The organism is Desulfitobacterium dehalogenans ATCC 51507, from assembly GCF_000243155.2.
Lineage (GTDB): Bacteria > Bacillota > Desulfitobacteriia > Desulfitobacteriales > Desulfitobacteriaceae > Desulfitobacterium > Desulfitobacterium dehalogenans.
Genome location: NC_018017.1, coordinates 2,144,855 through 2,161,290 on the forward strand (window position 1 = coordinate 2,144,855; position 16,436 = coordinate 2,161,290).

Below are 16,436 nucleotides of genomic sequence, written 5' to 3' on the forward strand. Positions count from 1 at the left end.
TGAAATGCTAAAAAATAAAATTGCGGGGGAGTAGTATGTTGGATTTTCTAGCGAGCAATATGGATGTACTGTCTCTAGTCGCCTTGGTATTAGCTATTATTGTATCCATCTGGAGAAATACAAACCTGGGAACCTTGGCCCTGGGTTTAACTCTTGTCATTGGGCATTTGATCGGTGGTGTTCCGGTTAAAGAGCTTATTAAAGCGTATCCTGTAAGTTTGTTCATTATGCTGGCCGGGGTAACCTTCCTTTTTGGAATCGCCCAAGTCAATGGAACTTTGGATAAGATTACAAAGTATACCGTTAAATCGGCCAAAGGGAATGTGGCCATAATCCCAATCGTGCTTTTCTTTCTTGCCTTCATTCTTTCCTCAATTGGCCCGGGACAGATTTCAATTTCTGCCCTGATGGCTGCTCCTGTCATGGTTCTTGCCGCTGAAGTCGGGATTCCCCCACTTCTTATGGCGCTTGTGGTAGGAAACGGTGCCCAAGCCGGTGCTATGTCTCCCCTTGCACCCAATGGAATCGTCGGGAACAGCGTTCTGGCCGGAATGGGGATCACGGATATGGCCATAAGTATGTGGATCAGCATGCTGCTCGTCCATATCTTGGTTGCAGGAGTTGCTTATTTCCTTTTTGGGGGAAGAAAGCTTTGGAAAGTACGCCATGATACCAATAGCCCTGCTAAAGTATTAGCCGCAATGGTGGTTGAACCTTTCAATTTTGCTCAAAAAGCAACTCTTGGGGCAGTCGGGATCTTGATTATCTGTGTTATCGGCTTCAAGCTTGATATCGGATTAGTATCGTTCCTACTGGGCTCTATCCTGATCTTAATGAACTGTGCTGATGAAAAGTCTGCCTTTAAGGCCATGCCCTGGGGAGCAATTATTCTGGTCACAGGGGTTAGCGTCTTGGTTGGTCTCATGCAAGACATCGGCGGAATCGAACTCTTCGCCGAAATCATGGCCAATTTTTCAACACCGTTTACAGCAACCTTGGTGGTTGGTTTCTTCTCAGCCATAGTATCTGCTTATGCCAGCACTTCAGGAGTTATTATGCCTGCGTTCTTGCCCATGGCTCCCCTTCTCCTGGAAAAAATCGGCTCAGATCCTTCGGCGCTGCCGGCATTAATCACAACGATTGTGGTGGCAGGTCACCTCACCGATATGAGTCCACTTTCCACGACAGGAGCGGTCTTTATCTCGGGTGCTCCGGATTCCGTTGATTCTAAGCCTCTTTTCAAGGGGATGATGATTTGGGGTCTTTCCATGTCGGTCTTTGGCGCAATACTTTGTTGGTTGCTCTTTACGGTTCTTGGTCTCGCGTAGAAATCACTGGTTTTTAGCCCCCCTGCATAGGGGGGCTCCCCTTGAATACACAATCGGAACGAGCCAACCAATGCACTTTTTAAGAAGAGGGGGAATTGATTTGAACTTTTTTTATCAGTCATTAGCTCAAGCGTCTTCTCTGCCGAATGTCGTTGCCGGGCAAGACATTAAACTCAAGCCGGATCTTATTCTCGGACATGATGGTACATGGCCCAAGGTTTTAACAGCCTGGAAGAACTCTGGTTACAAATTGACTGATCAGGCTAAGGTAATGGTCACACTGGACCATGCTTATCCGGCCCCATCGATCTCAGACCGGATGTTTCATCAAGAACTTTATCAGTTAGGAAAAGAGAAAGACCTTAAGTTGTATACCCATGGTGAAGGGGTATTGCATCAAGTTCTCGCTGAAGAAGAGACTCTATCACCTGGAATGATCATCGTGGGGGCGGATGGACATGTGGCTACAGCGGGAGCTTTTGGTGTCCTTGCTTTTTCCCTCTCAGCTGAACAACTTATTACACCGCTGGAAACAGGTTATTTTACATTAATCGTTCCTGAACTAGTGAACATTACCATAGAAAATAATCCACGGGCCAATATTTCAGCTCGGGATATCGCATTAAAAATTCTCGGAACCCTTAGTGGGGAGATCAAAGGGAAAGCGGTGGCTTTATCAGGCTCTTATTTTGAGCAGGCTAGTATGGATTCCAAAATGGCATTATGCAATTTACTTCCTGAAGGAGGAGCCGTTACGGCCTTTATCATACCTACCCCAGAAAAAGGGGAAGGATTAGATTTTACCATTGATGCCGGTTCCCTGGAACCTATGATTGCTGTACCACCGGCGCCAACAAGCGTCTTACCGGTAAAGAATCTCGAAGGGAGAAACATCACAGTAGCTATAATCGGCGGTTGTTCAGCCGGCCGTTTGGAAGATATGAAAGTGTGTGCTTCTGTACTGGAAGGGAAAACGATCCATCCTCAAGTTACGTTAATTATTACTCCCGCTTCAAGGACTGTGGCTAATCAAATGGATGAACTAGGCCTTTCCACGATCCTACGCAGCAGTGGTGCAGTCATTATGCCACCCGGCTGCGGTCCATGCCCAGGCAAGCACTTCGGATTGCTTTCGCCATGGGATAAAGCCATTACAACGACCATTAGAAACTCACCGGGACGGATTGGCTCAGAAGATGCTGAGATTTATTTAGCTTCCCCCTTGACCGTTGCCCAATCAGCCCTTAGGGGAAAAATCTCGGAACCCCGGCAGTAGTTTAAAATTCTACACACTTAATATTCTAGGAGGGAGAGTCTATGGTTTCAAAAGAACAGCTTATTCAAGACCTGGAAGGGATGTTTAAACCAGAGAGAGTGCTCAAGAGTGAGCTTCAACGTTATTGTTACACCTATGACAGTTCCTTTGTTTCTCAGCAAACAGAATATTATCCGGACGTGGTTGTTTGTCTTGAATGTACAGAAGATGTATCCCGGTTGATGAAGTATGCCTGGGAAAACGAAGTTCCGGTAACTCCCAGAGGAGCAGGAAGCGGTCAAACGGGCGGTAGTGTAGCTATTAACGGGGGTATTGTTCTCGATCTTTCCGGGTGGAACAGTATCGTTGAGATCGATGATGCGAATATGCAGGTGATTGTCAGGCCGGGAATTGTTCATGCGGATTTAAATGATGCTTTGTCCCCCTATGGGCTATTTTTTCCGCCGGACCCTGGAAGTTCGAAAATGGCTACAGTGGGGGGGATGGTCTGTAACAATGCCAGTGGCTTGCGGGCGGTAAAATATGGAGCAACGTTTCAGTATGTTCTGGGCTTAGAAGTGGTCCTGCCTAACGGGGAGGTCATGAAAACCGGCGGTTTAAAATCTAAAGCTTTAAAGAGCGTTTCCGGTATTGACTTAACCCGGCTTTATTGTGGTTCTGAAGGGACTTTGGGTGTCATTACGGAAATCCGTTTGAAGGTTCTGCCTAAGCCCCAATCGCGTGGAATTATGTTAGCGCTTTTTGAGAAGCTCGAAGATAGTGCCCTGACTGTTCTTGATGTCTTTAAGGCTGGTTTGATACCTTCTGGAATCGAAATCCTCGACGATGGGGGAATCCGCTGTGCCAATAAGTTTAAACCTGATTTGAACATTCCTGAAATGGAAGCAGCCATCTTCTTTGAGATTAATGGGTCAAAGGCAGCGGTCATGGAGGAAGGGGCCCAAGTTAAGGCGATAGCTGAAAAAAGAGCTTCCAGTGTGGAGTGGGCCACTGATGCGGACCGTATGGCGAAGCTTTGGCAAGGGAGAGCGGTTATAGGGGCAGCTTCTGCACGGTTCATGGAAGGAAAAACACGGATATTTGCCGGTGAAGATGTTTGCTTTCCCATTAGCAGAGTTCCTGAAGCCCTAAGAGCTATTCGCAATATAGGTGCTGAATACGAGATTCCCGTGGTGATCTATGGTCATATTGGGGATGGCAATATGCATACTGCACCGATCATGGATCCTTTAAATCCGGATGAAGTGGAAAGAACTCATAAAGTGGCTGAAGCTATTCATCGCCTGGCCTTAGAAATGGGTGGTTCAACAACTGGAGAACACGGGGTAGGCTTTGCACGAGTTCCGTATATGCAGGAAGAGCATGGAATTGCTCTCGATGTCATGTGGTCTATTAAAAAAGCTATCGATTCCAAACTCATTATGAATCCCGGGAAAATATGGACGCTGGGGAGGGGTTAAGATGCAATCTACGTACCATTTAAACTTTGCGGAAGAACTTAAGAAATGCGTCAAATGCGGGACCTGCCGCGCCCATTGCCCCCTCTTTGCCGAGATTAAGGGAGAATATGGCGCTCCCCGAGGAAGACTGGCTCTCATTAAGCAACTTCAGGAGGGCAAGATTAAGCCCACCCCGGAGTTAGCGGAGATTGTCTATACATGCCTGCTCTGCAAGACCTGCGCCGTAGAATGTCCCTCCGGTGTGATCACCGATGAGATTATCATGGCTTCCCGCAATTATCTCCATGAAGTGATGAGACAGCCTGCTATGAAAGGAGCACTGCTCAAAGGATTCTTAACCCGTCCGGGGCTGCTTTATGCCAGCATGTCCTTAGCCGGGCTTTATCAAAAAACAGGCTTACACAGCGCTCTAAGTAAGACGAAGCTTTTTGATCTCCTTCCCAAGAAGTTAAATGCTTGTGCAAAGATAATGCCGGATGTGAATAAAAAACCGGCCCGTTCGCGTATTCCCGTGGTAACCCCAGCCCAAGGGGAAAAGAGATTTAGAGTTGCATATTTCTTAGGTTGTGCCACCAACCATATCTATCCGGATGTTCCTGTGGCAGGAGTAAAGGTGTTGAGTTATAACGGGTGTGAAGTCGTTACAGTGGAAGGGGTAAAATGTTGTGGAATGCCTCATATGGCTTATGGCGAATTAGCTACGGCAAAAGAGATGGCGAAGCACAACATGGAGATTCTATTCAAAGAAGATTATGACGCGATTATATCTGACTGTGCATCCTGTTCCTCAACCTTTAAAGAGCTGTATACTCATCTTTTTTCGGAAGGGGAATACGAATATGAAATGGCCAGGCAGTTGTCTGCAAAGACTTGGGATCTCAGTCAATTCCTTGTGAAGAAAACGGGAATCCGACCTGGTAAAAAAGAACGTAAGATTAGAGTGACTTACCATGATCCTTGCCATCTCAAAAGGGCACAAAAAATATTCAAGGAACCGCGGGAAGTCCTCACCCAAATTCCAGGTGTAGAATTTGTAGAAATGAAAAATGCAGACCGCTGCTGTGGCTCCGCCGGAAGCTTTACAGTGATGCATCATGACCTGTCCATGAAAGTCTTAGAAAAAAAGATTAACGCCGCCCTGGCTGTTAATCCGGATTTTGTCGCAACGTCCTGCCCGACCTGCACTATGCAATTAGGTTATGGACTGAAGCAAGCCGGCTCTGATGTTCAAGTCGTCCATCCTGTACAAATTTTAGTTGAAGCCTATGCCGCTGATGAGAGTATTTCTTTTCAAGCTTTCGAATGAGGAGGGAGTTGTATGGCGAAAGAAATCTATTCACCGGTAGTGATTCGGCCTAAAGAGGTCGACTATGCTATAAAGCTAATGCTCACTGCTACAGCTCTAGGGGCCTTGGTCGGATATCTTAATATCCCTACTGCTCCGGGTCAAGACTATTTTCAAGCTTATATTTATCTTATATTCCTAGGTGTTCTGATTAATATATATTTTGTATATCATGTTTCCCGGAATAAAGACTGGGCACGTAAATTTTATATCATCTTAACCCTGGTCACCTTCCTCGTTTATTTGCCTCAATTGCTTGCTATTTTTGTTACGACCCCTTTAAATGGATTGCTGCAGTTTATCGATATGTCTATCCAAGTTTTAGCCGTTTACTTTCTCATGCGTCAAGAATCTAAAAATTGGTTTCTCCTCATCAAAAAAGGAAAGCGGCTTTAGCACTATAGGAGATATTTAGCACAATAAAGTGCGTTTACACATCAATTGGATAGTTGCATTAATTTTCGAATAATACAGATTATAGGGAACTGCCTGACATTTTTAGGCAGTCTTTTTTATTGCCGCAAATGGTGATACTATTTATATAGAATTACAACTGTCGCAGCTTAAACAGTGAAATGCTTATAGAATACAACTCAGGGAGATGATAGTATGGTTATCTTGAGCGGTCTGATGTTTATAGGGATATCAATAGGGCTTATTGCAGTAAAATATAAAGAAGCCTATATCGGGTTAATAGAAAACAGAACCGATAATCTTCAAACCCCTTCTGTATTGATGGAATAACCCTAAAAAATCCTAGCAAAAGCAGCATGCCTTGCTAGGATTTTTATTTTTAGAGCCCTCGCCAGTATTCCGGCCTTAAGGCTTCTTCTCGATTGTCCTCGATGACTTCCTTTAAGGTGGATAAAAGCACCTCTTTATCATGAGGAAGATGGGCCTTGAGAGGGAGGTAGTTGGAAGCATGATTGCTGCGGAACAAGCAATCCTTTAAGTTTAAGCCTTGAACCATGAGTTCCAGCTCGATCAGACTTTCCCATTTGCTGAGAAGGGTAAATTCGCCGGATTGTATCTTTTGGATGAGGGGAGCATCCGGTGCCAGCATGAGGGTGAGAGCTCCCAGGTAGTGGGGATCAATAGCACTGATGACTTTTCCGGTCTCAACGGCATGTTCTTGGGAATGTTCTTTGCCCCCAAGCCCCAAAATAATGGTGCAGGATAATTTCAGCCCGCTGGCCACAATTCTTTGACCAGCATTGATCATTTCCTCAGGGGTGACTCCTTTATGGATAAGGTTAAGGATCGTCCCGCAGCCGCTTTCCACCCCCAGATAGACGATACTCAACCCTTGCTCCTTAAGCAGGGCAAGTTCTTCGGGGCCTTTTTCCAGGATATCCTTAGGCCCTCCGTAGATTCCTACCCGCTTCAGGCGGGAAAAACGCTGATAAAGCGCTTTTAGAACTTTAGCCAATACATCTGTTTCAATGGCCAGTGCATCACCATCGGCGAGGAAAATTCGTTCTGTATGGGGATAGGCCCTATATCCGGCATCAATAAGGGTCATAATCTCCTCAATACTGCGGATACGAAAGCTTTTTCCTTTGTACATACTGCAAAAAGTACATTGATTATGGCGGCAGCCAAGAGTGACTTGCAGAATCAGGCTGGAAGCCTCACTGGGAGGACGAAAAACAGCTCCTTCATAAATCATAAAGCACCTCCGATAACCCTTTGGTTTTCCTTTATTAATTAGGTGTCTCCCTGATAAATCCTTTTCTAATTATTTTAAACTGTAGTTTGTTTGGTGTTTCCAATGATATCGCAGGTATTCTAAATCAACTTATGTTTACTACTTGACTGGAAAAATAATAAAGAGTACAATTTGTCCAGAAATTGAATCCTAGTTCAGTTTATGGACATTTTTGTACTGGTAGGTAAGCTGCGTTTTCGGGGTTTTCATTATAAAAAGGGAGTTAGTTATGGTTTACAATAAAACGGATAAAGTCCTTGAGAAACAAGAATTGCGTCGGAAAAGGATAATCAAAGCCGCGAAGGAAATCCTATCTGAAGAGGAAGAGATCGGCAAGGTTTCCATTAAGTCCATCGCCAAACGGGCCGGAATCGCTACGGGGACTTTTTATCTTTATTTTACCGATAAAGAGTCCCTGGTGGACATGATTGTTAAAGAGATCTATGCGGAATTATTAGCAAAAATCAAGCAGGAACGGGCTCAGTACAGCAATACCTTTGACAAGCTGCAAGCCTCCATGGAAGTTTGTATTCACTTGTTTTTGAAAGAGAAGTACTTAGCCAAAATCCTTCTGGAACAGTTTCCGCAGATCCATACGGCATTGAACACTAAATACGCAGATATTGAAGAAGATTTGATCCGCTTGACTAAGGTTGATTTGGATGAGCTCATGGAGGAGCATTTGATTCCCTGGCAGGATACCCAGGTCACCGCTACAGCCTTTGTGGGAACCTTTCGTGAAGTCATTCTCTCCTGGATTGGCAAGGGTGAACCCAAGGATATTGATTTGGCCTATAAGACCCTCATTGATTACAACATGCGCGGGATTGGGAGATTTAAAGTTAATGAAGAAGGATAAAGGTATGGATTATTTAGCAATTGAATCATTAAATGTGGTCTATTCCCAGCACGGTCAATTAACCCCCGCCCTGAAGGATGTCAACTTAAATCTTCCCAAGGGACAAATAGGAGCCATTATTGGTCCCTCCGGGTGTGGCAAAAGTACCCTTTTAAGTGTGGTGGCAGGCCTGAATAAGAACTATCAGGGAAACGTTCTTTTAAAAGGCGCTCCCCCCAAAGAAAGCAACGAGGTTGCTTTGATTTTGCAGGAATACGGACTTTTGCCCTGGAAAACGGTATGGGATAATGTCAGACTGGGTTTGCAGATAAAAGGAATAAAGGTTGCTCAAGCCGCTCAACGTACAGAAGAGATTCTCAAGCAGTTAGGCTTGCTGCATCTACGGAAGCGTTTTCCTATTCAATTAAGCGGAGGGCAAAGGCAAAGGGTGGCTATTGCACGTTCTTTGGTGCTTAGTCCGGAACTTCTCCTTATGGATGAGCCCTTTTCTTCACTGGATGCCCTGACCCGGGAAGAGATGCAGGATTTGGTTCTCAATGTCTGGCAGGAGACGGGGCTTACCATCCTGATTATTACACATAATATTGAGGAAGCCGTGTTTTTAGGCCATAAGATTTTCGTCATGTCCCCTTGTCCAGGAACCATTACCCAAGAGATCCACAATCCTTTAGCAGGGGATTATGAAGCCCGGGGAAAAATGGAGTTTCTTAAGGTATGCAACACTTTGCGCTTAAGCCTGCGTGGGAGGTGTGAGGCATGCCTTTAAAATCCTTCACCTCCAAACTGTTGGCCACCCTTGTAACAGTAATCCTCATCGGATTTGTTTGGCAGATGCTGTCAATGCTTCTTCAGACCGTGGCCTTCCCCCCTCCTATGGAAGCCCTCCAATCTTTTGGGGAATTGTTTTTTAGCGACCTTATGCCCCATTTGCGGGTGAGCCTTTATCGGGTGGGAATCAGCTTGATTGTAGCCGCTGTTTTAGGAATCCCTCTTGGCTTATTTTTAGGAAAGAACAAACGGGCCGATGACTTGTCCGCTCCTTTTCTTTACCTGACCTTTCCGGTACCTAAAGTGGTATTCCTGCCGCTCTTTCTTATTTTACTGGGAATTGGCGATGTTTCTAAAATTGTCATGATTACCTTGATTGTTTTCTATCAGATTGTTGTAACGACAAGGGATGCTGCACGTAATGTGCAGCATGAATATGTCCTCTCCGTGGAGTCCTTGCGGGCCTCAACCCTGGAGCTTTATAGGCATGTTTATTTTCCTGCCTGCCTTCCGTCCATTCTGACCTCACTAAAACTGGGCTTAGGAACGGCAATGGCCATCCTTTTCTTAGTGGAGACTTATGCGACTCAAGAGGGGATTGGCTATTTTATCATGAATTCCTGGAGCAGTTTAGCCTATGAAAAAATGTTTGCCGGGATCATCGCCATGGGTTTAATGGGATTCTTTATCTATCTTCTGCTCGATACCTGCGAAAAGTTCTTCTGCTCTTGGGTTAATCCATAACAATAGGGATAACCTAATTCTATTAAAAAACTATTGACACTTATAAAAAAAGAGAGTTTAATAGAAATCAAGAAATGAACTTAAGTTCATATTTTGAAATAAGCAGGAGGAAAATCTAATGGTTCGTAAATCCTTTTTCAGCTTTTTGTTGACCTTGGTTCTTGTCTTATCCCTGGTCACAGGATGCGGACAACAGAATACCGCCAACCCGGGAAACCCCCAATCAACGAACAAATTAACCATCGGGTCCATGAATATTGAAGAAAATCTGCCTATATTGGTTGCTCAGCAAAATGGCTATTTTGCTGAACAGAATCTGGAGGTCCAATTAATTCCTTTCCAGAGCCCGGTGGAGTTGCAAAGTGCTTTTCAGACGGGACAGCTGGATGGTATGATTACGGATATCATGATTGCCGCTTTGCTTAAAAGCTCGGGAGAAAATCTGCGGGTTACTTCTATAGCCCTTGGTGCAACACCGGAGGAAGGACGTTTTGCCATTATAGCCTCACCCGCCAGCAATGTTAAGACCGTTTCCGACTTAAAAGGAAAAAGTATCGGCATCTCCAACAATTCCATTATTGAATACGTTACAGATAAGCTCCTTTTAGAAGGAGGAGTCAATCCATCGGAAGTCAATAAGACGACGGTTGCGAAACTCCCTCTGCGTGTGGAAATGCTCTTGAGCAATCAGATTGATGCTATTGTGGTACCGGATCCTCAGATATCCTACGTGGTTTCAGAAGGTGCCAAAATCATTGCGGAAGACACTAAAGGGGAGAATCTTTCTCAATCGGTGACCATTGTCCGCAGTAACACCCTCAACGAGAAAAAAGATGCCTTAAACCGTTATTATCAAGCCTATACCAAAGGGGTTCAGGCTATCAATGCCTCACCGGATCAGTATAAGGAGCTTCTGGTTAAGAATGTGAACATACCAGAAAGCATCGCCGCATCCTATAAGGTCCAGCATTACTCCGAACCACAGCTTCCTGAAGAAAAGGACGTCAATAAGGTTCTGGACTGGCTTCAAGAAAAAGGACTGCTCAAAAATCCTGTAGAGTATCAGAGCTTTGTCCAGTCGGGATTATACTAAAGTATATAGACCATAGCAGCTAAAAACAAAGCGGCGTACACGCTTTGTTTTTAGTTTTTTACACCTGCAATAGAATCATAGTATAATGTGTTAAGGGAGAGTGATCGATACGGAAAAACTATTGAAAGGGATCGTGAATTTCCGCAATGGGGATTTCGAGACTCATAAGCAACTTTTTAATGAATTGAAGGACAACCAAAAACCACATACCCTTTTTATTACCTGTTCAGATTCCCGCATCGATCCCAGTATGATTACGGGAACCTTGCCCGGAGAGCTGTTCATTGTACGCAACGTAGCTAATATTGTTCCCCCTTATCGGGAAACAACAGAATATGTAAGCACTACTTCAGCCATAGAGTATGCCGTACAAATGCTGGGAGTGGAGAACATCATCGTCTGCGGACATTCAAACTGCGGAGGTTGTTCAGCCAGTTTAAATGCACCGCATAAACTGGAAGAGCTGCCCCACACTAAAAAGTGGCTGGAGCTTATGGAATCTGTAAGAAATAGAGTCCTTACAGAATTCCCGGAGGATGAACCAAGGGTCCGCGAATGGATGATGGAGCAGATCAATGTGGTGGAGCAATTGCGGCATTTAATGACCTACCCGTATATTTATGAGAAGGTCATGGGCAGGCAGCTTCTCCTTAGCGGCTGGCACTATATGATCGAAACCGGCGAAGTTTTTATTTATGATCGCCAGGTCGGAGAGTTCCGCTTGGCTAATGGAAGTGAAACTGGTTATTGATAAAGGTTGGAGCGAAGGAACGTGATAGGGATGATCATTGGTTTTGGATTCGGGAATCCTATACAAAGCATACTTATGCTTCTCTTGACCTCATTGATAAGTTATATGATTTTTAAGACTATACGCCATCGCCAACGCAGAAATCCAGATCCCTATGAGGAAAGGGAAAGGCGCCGCCAATATTACTATGAACAACGTCAACGGGCCAGAGACTATGCCCAGGAATTTGATCTCACGGATGAGGAAATTGAAAGACGTTTAGATGAAGAATATGAAGAAAGCCAAGAACCACGCCATCCATAGTTAAAGGCGGTTCTTGGCTTTCGCTGTTTAATAGGCCGGTTCTATCCTCGAGAGGATGAGTCAAGTTTCCTTTATCCTCGAGAGGATAAGTCAACTAAACTTCAGGCGGAGTCACAACTCCACCTGAAGTAAGTTTCCTTTATAGATTCTGGAAAAATAAACGGGCAATATCCGCTCCACCAATAAAGGTGCCCATGGAGCTGCCGATATTGGCAAAAACGACGGTGAGGAGGATCCTCGTCACTTTATTATTCCAAAAGCCTTTGACGCTGAGAATATCTTCGGAAAGGTTCTCAAAATCCCTGACATTAGGACGTTTGAAATAGGCTTGGACCAACCCTGCAAACCAGCCGGCGGCGATGAGGGGATGCAAGGCCGCAATGGGGGCGGCAAGAAATGCCGTCACGATAGCCAGGGGATGACCAAAGGCCAGAGTAGTTCCTAAGGCAGAGAGAGAGCCCGTCCACAGAACCCAACTCAGGGTCTGTTGAATTCCCGCATCAGGATTGGAGTAAAAGGTATAAGCAATGATGGCGATAATCAGGGCAGGTATGGACCAACCGATAATTTTGGGGACAATAGATTTGGGAGGGAGCTCAGTTAAAGCCTTCAAATCATGTTCTTTATGGATTTCTTCTCTGATACCCGGAACATGAGCCGCTCCTAATACTGCTACGACTTTATCTCCAGGAGCTTCTTTGATTTTTTGGGACAAATATTGATCCCGCTCATCGATCAATGGGGTTTTAAGCTTGGGAAAGCTTTCTGTGAAATCCTTGAGCATACCATTGAGCATATCCTGAGATTTTAATTTTTCCAATTCTTCTTCGGAGATGGATTCATCATCAAAGATACTGAGGATAATTTCCATGAGAAGCTTGCATTTTCCCCAGAAGCCAACATTATGCCATATTCTGGAGAAGGTGATTTGAATATTACGATCAGCAAGTACCAAGTCGGCTCCCACTTCTTTGGCAGATTCAATCCCTTGCAGCATTTCCTGCCCGGCGTTGGTGCCAAATTCCTTGGCTAAACGCTTTTGGAAGGAGGAAATCGCCAAGTTCATTAAAAGCAGGGTCGCCTTCTTTTCCTTAATGATTTTAAAGATATCAGTTTCTTTCCATTGTTCCCCTTCGACAATGGACTTATAGCGTTGATCGTCCAGCTCAATACAGACGGAGTCGGGTTTTTCTGCTTCAATCACTTCTTTAACCAAATCGGCACTTTGCTTGGACACATGGGCAGTACCAATTAAGATAATTTCCTTGCCATCTAGGGTCAAGCGAGTCAAGTTTTCGTTCTCTATGGTCATAGATACCTTCCTTTTGTGTCTAGCTCGACAAATTAAGTTATTGCCTATCATTATACAACTCTTATTGTATCCTTTATAGAGCAAATTGTAAAAGAAAAGTGCGGGAATTATAACCCTATGCAAGGGAAACATAGTATTGAGACAATATGCTTGCCATCGTATGGAGCTATTCTAAAGGAGAAGAGGAATGAATAAGACTGGCAAATTTACGGTTGTGATTGCGCTGATCTTTGAGATGACTGTCCTTATCAATGGGATTTCGGCATTATGGGGAAAGCAGTGGGAGGATCTGGGTCTCTCGGCTTTGGCAATGGCCCTCCTAATCCTACCATTTTTACTCAACTATCTTGCCAATCGGGCGGAATTAAAGCTTCCGCCAGGATTTCTCTTGACCGGGGTTGTTTTCATTTTTCTTGCTCAATATTTCGGGGAGATCAGGAAGTTTTATCAAATGCTATGGTGGTGGGATATTTTTCTTCATGGAGCTTTTGGGGTTCTCTCTGTTCTATTTGCTTTGTATATTATGCAATCTAATTTTAAAAAAGTGAGCCAACTATCGGATTCAAGGTTCACTCTGTTTTTAGCGATACTTTCACTATGTTTTTCCATCGCTTGCAGTGCTCTTTGGGAAATGTTTGAGTTTACGGGAGATATTCTATTGCCGGTGAAAATGGTGAAAGGAGGCCTAGAGGACACTATGTCCGATCTGCTTAGCGGATCATTGACGGCTTTAATCACAGCAGCCGGTTATTATTTCATATGGAGGTTTCTTCATAGGGAAAAGACCAAGATCTAAAGTATGATTTTAGCGACTAGGCAAAAAATATCTAAATGTATGAGTGAAATCACAGATCGAATCGCTGCTAAGCCTTATGCTGGTCTTGTAGGAGAGTGATGCTATGAAAACCATCGATTTATCAAAGACCGTCTACGAAATATGCTCCGCAAACCCGGAAGCGGTGGCAATCATGAAAGAACTGGGCTTTAAGGATATAACCAATCCAGGAATGCTTAATACAGCCGGACGTTTTATGACCGTACCAAAGGGTGCGGCTATGAAAAAGATCAGCATGGAATATATAAAAGAGGTCTTTGCGCAAAATGGTTATGAAATTATTGAATAGGAGTGAATAGTATGAGTGAACTGATCAATAATCGCGGTTATCGTCAAAAAGTATTAAAAGAGCTCATTATGGAATTGCACAACGGTCAACCTGTAGAAGATGTAAAAGAACGTTTTGGTCAACTGATTGAAGGTCTTGCCGCAACGGAAATCTCCCAGATGGAACAAGCCCTCATTCAGGAAGGGATGCCGGTGGAGGAGATCCAGCGCCTCTGCGATGTCCATGCAGCTGTTCTGGGGACCTCCGTCCAGCAAATTCATACAGCGGATAAAGGTGAAGAGCAAGGGGGACATCCTGTCCATACTTTTCAATTGGAAAATCAGGCATTGGAAGCTTTATTGAAAAATGTCATTACTCCTGAATTAGAACGCTATGAAGCCAGCAGTGATCGGGAAGCTTTGGAAACTTTAAGCACAGCTTTCCAGAGCTTGTGGGAAATCGACAAACACTATAGCCGTAAGGAGAATCTCCTCTTCCCCATCATGGAAAAACACGGAATTACAGCACCCCCTAAAGTCATGTGGGGAGTAGATGATGAAATCCGGGCAGTCATTAAAGAAACCCGTAAACTTCTGAGCAGTGAGCCTCCCAATAAAGAGGAGATCCTGGAAAAAGCTAAAGAAGCAGTAACCCGGGTTCCTGAGATGATCTTTAAAGAAGAAAACATTCTTTTCCCCATGATTTTGGAGACATTTTCTGAAGATGAGTGGATTGCTATTGCTGAAGCCGGCCATGAGATCGGCTATTGTCTGATTGATGAGCCCCAAAGAGTATGGAAGCCAAGCCATGTTCAAGGTCAGGGCAATGCTCGGAATGACGGTCAACAGGATCATAGATCCATTCAAGATGGATATGTAGAGCTTGACGCTGGAAAATTGCTTCCAGAAGAGATCAACGCAATGATGAACACCTTGCCTTTCGATATAACCTTTGTCGGCAGTGACGGCACTGTAAAATACTTTACTCAGGGAAAAGAGCGGATCTTCGCTCGTGCTAAAACCGTACTGGGACGCAGAGTAGAAAACTGCCATCCCCCCGCCAGCGTTCATGTGGTTGAAAAAGTGGTGGAAGAGCTTAGGTCCGGTAAGAAAGACCATGAAGATTTTTGGATTAAAATGGGGGATAAATATGTCTTGATTCGCTATTATGCAGTACGGAATGCAGAGGGTGAATATCTGGGAATTATGGAAATTTCCCAGGATATCAAGGATATTCAAGCGATTACCGGGGAGAAGCGATTATTATCAGAATAAATGTCTTGAAAATGGCTGCCCTTTATGGAGTATGGGCAGCCATTTCTTGACTACTCTGCCCTGAAAAAGGGCCGAAAGTCAATTCTCCAGGATTTATGAATGGCTACTCTGTAACACTGTTTAACCAGGATTGAGCGTAGAAAATCCTGTATCCTAATGATATAATAGACCTTACACTAGTTAAGCTACGAACTATTTTAGGATTTAGGAGAATAACAATGCTTGACGAACGCGCATTGATTGCACTTTTATTATCCTTCATCGCAGGGATGGCTACCTTATTAGGGGCTTTAATTATCTTTATCACTAAATCAAAAAACGAAAAGATCCTGTCAGCTTCTTTGGGCTTTGCTGCCGGGGTGATGCTTTCCGTCTCGTTTTTGGATTTATGGACTCAGAGCCAACAGTCCTTAATTCTATACATGGGACAAAAAAGGGGCTTGGTTCTTTCTGTAGCCTTTTTATTGTGCGGAATTCTCTTTGCTTTGGGTATCGACCACTTTGTTCCTCACGAAGAGCCTGACCCCAACGAAAAGGATAAGCCTCATCAGAATCTATATCGCGTGGGGTTTGTTTCCATGCTGGCTATCATGTTTCATAATTTCCCGGAAGGGATAGCTACCTTCAGTGCCGGTTATGAGGATTTAGCCATGGGTATTTCCATAGCGGTCGCTATTAGTATGCATAATATACCTGAAGGGATTACCGTGGCTATGCCCATATATTATGCTACAGGAAAAAAGAAAGACGCTTTTAAATACACTTTTCTATCGGGGATGGCGGAGCCCTTAGGTGCCTTACTGGCTTTTTTGGTGCTTCGTCCCTTCATCAACGGCTTTAACTTAGGGGCAATTTTCGCCATCGTGGCCGGAATTATGATTTATATTGCCATTGAAGAACTCATTCCCTCTTCCCGGCAATACGGACACCCTCGCCTGGCCTTGTTCGCTACATTTGCCGGAATTATCATCATGCCTCTCAGTCATATCTTTTAGTTCCATATGAATAAGTGTCATTTACCCATAGTGAAGCTGTCCCCCTAAGCTCAGGCCTAGGGGGTTTTTAGATTTCCCGCGACTATAAGATAAAAAGATTATTATTTCTGATCAATA

Annotated in this window: 18 protein-coding genes; 16 read left to right on the forward strand and 2 right to left on the reverse strand. The window is 44.3% G+C overall.

Annotated features, from left to right (window positions below):
- Nucleotides 1-35: 35 nt before the first annotated feature.
- The 6 genes from DESDE_RS10435 to DESDE_RS22760 all read left to right on the forward strand — a co-directional run bounded on the left by DESDE_RS10435 (nucleotide 36) and on the right by DESDE_RS22760 (nucleotide 6,153).
- Complete coding sequence (locus DESDE_RS10435; RefSeq protein WP_014793974.1) at nucleotides 36-1,328, forward strand: SLC13 family permease; 1,293 nt, start codon at nucleotides 36-38, stop codon at nucleotides 1,326-1,328.
- Nucleotides 1,329-1,428: 100 nt separating this feature from the next.
- The gene (locus tag DESDE_RS10440; protein ID WP_014793975.1) at nucleotides 1,429-2,604 is read left to right on the forward strand and encodes an aconitase family protein; all 1,176 of its coding nucleotides are present in this window, start codon (nucleotides 1,429-1,431) and stop codon (nucleotides 2,602-2,604) included.
- Between the two features lie 41 nt (nucleotides 2,605-2,645).
- Nucleotides 2,646-4,064 carry an FAD-binding oxidoreductase gene (locus DESDE_RS10445; protein WP_014793976.1) on the forward strand — a complete coding sequence of 473 codons (1,419 nt, stop codon included), beginning with the start codon at nucleotides 2,646-2,648 and terminating at the stop codon, nucleotides 4,062-4,064.
- Nucleotide 4,065: 1 nt separating this feature from the next.
- Nucleotides 4,066-5,370, forward strand: coding sequence for a (Fe-S)-binding protein (locus DESDE_RS10450; RefSeq protein ID WP_014793977.1), 1,305 nt, complete (start codon nucleotides 4,066-4,068; stop codon nucleotides 5,368-5,370).
- A gap of 12 nt (nucleotides 5,371-5,382) precedes the next feature.
- On the forward strand, nucleotides 5,383-5,805 hold the full coding sequence (locus DESDE_RS10455) for a hypothetical protein (protein ID WP_014793978.1): 423 nt from the start codon (nucleotides 5,383-5,385) through the stop codon (nucleotides 5,803-5,805).
- Nucleotides 5,806-6,018: 213 nt separating this feature from the next.
- Nucleotides 6,019-6,153: a hypothetical protein gene (locus DESDE_RS22760; protein ID WP_014793979.1), complete on the forward strand. Its 135-nt coding sequence runs from the start codon at nucleotides 6,019-6,021 to the stop codon at nucleotides 6,151-6,153.
- 49 nt (nucleotides 6,154-6,202) lie between these two features.
- Here DESDE_RS22760 and DESDE_RS10460 read toward each other — a convergent pair whose 3' ends face one another.
- On the reverse strand, nucleotides 6,203-7,078 hold the full coding sequence (locus DESDE_RS10460) for a radical SAM protein (RefSeq protein WP_014793980.1): 876 nt from the start codon (nucleotides 7,076-7,078) through the stop codon (nucleotides 6,203-6,205).
- Nucleotides 7,079-7,346: 268 nt separating this feature from the next.
- Here DESDE_RS10460 and DESDE_RS10465 point away from each other — a divergent pair, with 268 nt between their 5' ends.
- The 6 genes from DESDE_RS10465 to DESDE_RS10490 all read left to right on the forward strand — a co-directional run bounded on the left by DESDE_RS10465 (nucleotide 7,347) and on the right by DESDE_RS10490 (nucleotide 11,635).
- Complete coding sequence (locus DESDE_RS10465) at nucleotides 7,347-7,976, forward strand: TetR/AcrR family transcriptional regulator (protein ID WP_014793981.1); 630 nt, start codon at nucleotides 7,347-7,349, stop codon at nucleotides 7,974-7,976.
- Complete coding sequence (locus tag DESDE_RS10470; protein WP_019850456.1) at nucleotides 7,963-8,742, forward strand: ABC transporter ATP-binding protein; 780 nt, start codon at nucleotides 7,963-7,965, stop codon at nucleotides 8,740-8,742. The genes DESDE_RS10465 and DESDE_RS10470 overlap by 14 nt, the downstream gene beginning before the upstream one ends.
- Complete coding sequence (locus DESDE_RS10475) at nucleotides 8,733-9,488, forward strand: ABC transporter permease (protein WP_014793983.1); 756 nt, start codon at nucleotides 8,733-8,735, stop codon at nucleotides 9,486-9,488. Before DESDE_RS10470 ends, DESDE_RS10475 begins: the two co-directional genes overlap by 10 nt.
- A gap of 118 nt (nucleotides 9,489-9,606) precedes the next feature.
- Entirely contained in the window at nucleotides 9,607-10,581 is a 975-nt protein-coding gene (locus DESDE_RS10480; protein WP_014793984.1) for an ABC transporter substrate-binding protein, read from the forward strand.
- Nucleotides 10,582-10,681: 100 nt separating this feature from the next.
- On the forward strand, nucleotides 10,682-11,332 hold the full coding sequence (locus DESDE_RS10485; RefSeq protein WP_014793985.1) for a carbonic anhydrase: 651 nt from the start codon (nucleotides 10,682-10,684) through the stop codon (nucleotides 11,330-11,332).
- A gap of 30 nt (nucleotides 11,333-11,362) precedes the next feature.
- Nucleotides 11,363-11,635, forward strand: a complete 273-nt coding sequence (locus DESDE_RS10490; protein WP_174270167.1) for a hypothetical protein — start codon at nucleotides 11,363-11,365, stop codon at nucleotides 11,633-11,635.
- A 139-nt stretch (nucleotides 11,636-11,774) separates the two neighbouring features.
- Here DESDE_RS10490 and DESDE_RS10495 read toward each other — a convergent pair whose 3' ends face one another.
- The gene (locus DESDE_RS10495) at nucleotides 11,775-12,947 is read right to left on the reverse strand and encodes a TraB/GumN family protein (protein ID WP_014793987.1); all 1,173 of its coding nucleotides are present in this window, start codon (nucleotides 12,945-12,947) and stop codon (nucleotides 11,775-11,777) included.
- 187 nt (nucleotides 12,948-13,134) lie between these two features.
- Here DESDE_RS10495 and DESDE_RS10500 point away from each other — a divergent pair, with 187 nt between their 5' ends.
- The 4 genes from DESDE_RS10500 (at nucleotide 13,135) to zupT (ending at nucleotide 16,319) form a co-directional block, all read left to right on the forward strand.
- The gene (locus DESDE_RS10500) at nucleotides 13,135-13,743 is read left to right on the forward strand and encodes a DUF2238 domain-containing protein (protein ID WP_014793988.1); all 609 of its coding nucleotides are present in this window, start codon (nucleotides 13,135-13,137) and stop codon (nucleotides 13,741-13,743) included.
- Between the two features lie 103 nt (nucleotides 13,744-13,846).
- Nucleotides 13,847-14,071, forward strand: a complete 225-nt coding sequence (locus tag DESDE_RS10505; protein ID WP_014793989.1) for a DUF1858 domain-containing protein — start codon at nucleotides 13,847-13,849, stop codon at nucleotides 14,069-14,071.
- Nucleotides 14,072-14,082: 11 nt separating this feature from the next.
- On the forward strand, nucleotides 14,083-15,324 hold the full coding sequence (locus DESDE_RS10510) for a DUF438 domain-containing protein (protein WP_014793990.1): 1,242 nt from the start codon (nucleotides 14,083-14,085) through the stop codon (nucleotides 15,322-15,324).
- Nucleotides 15,325-15,542: 218 nt separating this feature from the next.
- A complete protein-coding gene (gene zupT / locus DESDE_RS10515) occupies nucleotides 15,543-16,319 on the forward strand; it encodes a zinc transporter ZupT (protein ID WP_014793991.1) in 777 nt (258 codons plus the stop codon).
- The last annotated feature ends 117 nt before the right edge of the window (nucleotides 16,320-16,436 follow it).